Annotated in this window: 2 protein-coding genes and 1 pseudogene; 2 read left to right on the top strand and 1 reads right to left on the bottom strand. The window is 40.4% G+C overall.

Going from position 1 to position 2,570, the window contains the following annotated elements; genetic code table 11:
• Positions 1–130, top strand: a pseudogene (locus tag QZ379_RS12310) (50S ribosomal protein L17); the annotation flags it as partial.
• A 51-nt stretch (positions 131–181) separates the two neighbouring features.
• Here QZ379_RS12310 and QZ379_RS12315 read toward each other — a convergent pair.
• On the bottom strand, positions 182–1,534 hold the full coding sequence (locus tag QZ379_RS12315) for an MATE family efflux transporter (RefSeq protein WP_291565287.1): 1,353 nt from the start codon (positions 1,532–1,534) through the stop codon (positions 182–184).
• A gap of 219 nt (positions 1,535–1,753) precedes the next feature.
• Between QZ379_RS12315 and QZ379_RS12320 the strand changes: the two genes are divergently transcribed.
• The coding region (locus QZ379_RS12320) for a glycine--tRNA ligase (protein WP_291565290.1) at positions 1,754–2,570 on the top strand (817 nt) is incomplete at its 3' end.

A 2,570-nucleotide genomic window follows, 5' to 3' on the forward strand; every position in this document is an offset into this window, starting at 1 on the left:
CAATGAGAACATGGCTAAGACAGCTGCTAAGAAAGCTACTCGTACTCGTCGTTCAAAGAAAACTACTACTGAAGCTCCTGCAGCTGAAGCAGTTGAAGCAACAACAGAGGAAGCCCCTAAAGCTGAATAATTCTGTAGATGCTATAATAAATACAAGGCTGTCCAATCGGGCGGCCTTTTTTTATGTCCTATCGGTTCGTAGTCTTTTAAGAACCGGTATTGTAAGTGGAAATGCAAGAATGAACGAGCAGAAGTCTGAGATAGCCTGACACATCTCAACGCCAGTTAATTCCAAAAAATACGGGAGAATGATAATCAAAGGAATAAAGAACAGACCTTGTCTGGCAGATGACAGGATTAGAGCTCTTCCCGGTACTCTGATAGTCTGTAAGAGCATATTACACAATATTACCCACGTGCCTAATGGAAGTGTTATCAATTGCCAGCGGAGAGCGTTAGCTCCAATCATTATAACTTCCGGGTCATCTCTTCTAAACCAAGAAACAATTTCCGGAGCAAAAATAGATCCGATAATTGCACAAATGGTTAGGAATACAACTCCGGTTTTTACACAAAAGTAGAATCCTTCGCGTACCCTCTTGTAGAGTCCTGCACCATAATTAAATCCGCATACCGGCTGAAAACCTTGACCGAAACCTATCACAAACGAGTTTATAAACATACAGATACGTGTGACTATAGACATACCGGCTATAGCAGCATCACCGTATCTTCCGGCAGCCACATTCAGCATGATGGTCGAAAGGCTTACCAATCCCTGTCTGCTCAGCGAAGGAATGCCTCCGTAGGTAATTTCCTTTATATAAGAGAACTCAGGAGTGAAGTTCCTGAATTTTATTTTTATGTTAGTCCCTTTACTGTCCATATACAGCAGCACTATAAAGCTGCTTATCTGGCTTATTACTGTTGAAAGCGCTGCACCGGATACTCCCATATCAAATGTGAAAATCAGTAGCGGGTCGAGTCCAATATTTATCACTGCACCTATAATAATTCCTATCATGGCATAAATGGCATTCCCCTGAAAACGCATCTGATTATTAAGGACCAGGGAAGAAGCCATAAAAGGTGCCCCGAAGAGAATTATTCCAAGATAGTTCTCTGCATAAGGCAGTATCGTTTCTGTCGAGCCAAGCAGCAAGCATATATCCGTTAAAAACAGGTTCCCCAATATGGCAATAGCAAGTCCTAAACTGAAGGCGTAAAAGAATCCTGTCGATGCCATCTTTTCTGCACTCTCATAATCTTTTGCACCAAGTTTTCTTGAGATGAAGTTTCCGGAACCATGTCCGAAGAAGAAACCGAATGCCTGAATGATTGCCATTATTGAGAAAGAGATTCCAACGGCTGCAGTTGACTGAGTGTTGATTTGTCCTACGAAATAGGTATCAGCCATTACATAAAACGAAGTGACCAGCATGCTTATTATAGTAGGTACAGCCAACGAAGTGATAAGTCTCGGAATAGGTGCTGTAGTCATCATTTTATGTTTGTCTTGTGCAGTTCTTTTCATATATTACAGTTTTGAGTGAAAAACCGGAACAATGTCCGCTTACGATAAAAATCATACAAAAATATAAGTTTTTTCCCTTTTTTGTCCTATAAATGAGCTCTTTCGTCGGTCTTCGTAAGATAAATTAATATACTATTAGTTCATTATTCTTCATATTTGCGTATCTTTGTACCCAATAGTAAATAAAACAAATAGAAAAACATAAAATAAGTTAGAAAAATGGCACAGGAAGACGTTTTCAAGAAATTGGTTTCTCACTGCAAAGAATATGGTTTTGTATTCCCTTCAAGTGATATATATGATGGATTAGGAGCTGTATATGATTATGGCCAGATGGGTGTTGAATTGAAAAACAACATCAAGCAGTATTGGTGGCAGAGCATGGTGCTTTTGCACGAAAACATTGTAGGTATTGACTCTGCAATCTTCATGCACCCTACTATCTGGAAGGCTTCAGGTCACGTTGATGCTTTTAATGACCCATTGATTGACAATCGCGACTCAAAGAAACGTTACCGTGCTGACGTTCTGATTGAAGAACAGATTGCAAAATACGAGGATAAGATAAACAAGGAAGTAGCAAAAGCTGCAAAGAAATTCGGTGATGCTTTTGACGAAGCTCAGTTCCGCAGCACTAACGCACGTGTACTTGAACATCAGGCTAAACTAGATGCTTTGCATGAACGTTATGCAAAGGCAATGAACGCAAACGACTTGAACGAATTGCGTCAGATTATCCTTGATGAAGAAATCGTATGTCCTATTTCAGGTACAAAGAACTGGACTGAAGTTCGCCAGTTCAACCTTATGTTTACTACTGAAATGGGTTCTACTGCCGATGGAGCAATGAAGGTATATCTTCGTCCGGAAACAGCACAGGGTATCTTCGTAAACTATCTGAATGTACAGAAGACAGGCCGTATGAAAATACCTTTCGGTATCGCACAGATAGGTAAGGCTTTCCGTAACGAAATCGTTGCTCGTCAGTTCATCTTCCGTATGCGTGAGTTTGAACAGATGGAAATGCAGTTCTTCG

This window comes from Bacteroides sp. (assembly GCF_019417265.1).
Taxonomy (GTDB): Bacteria; Bacteroidota; Bacteroidia; order Bacteroidales; family Bacteroidaceae; genus Phocaeicola.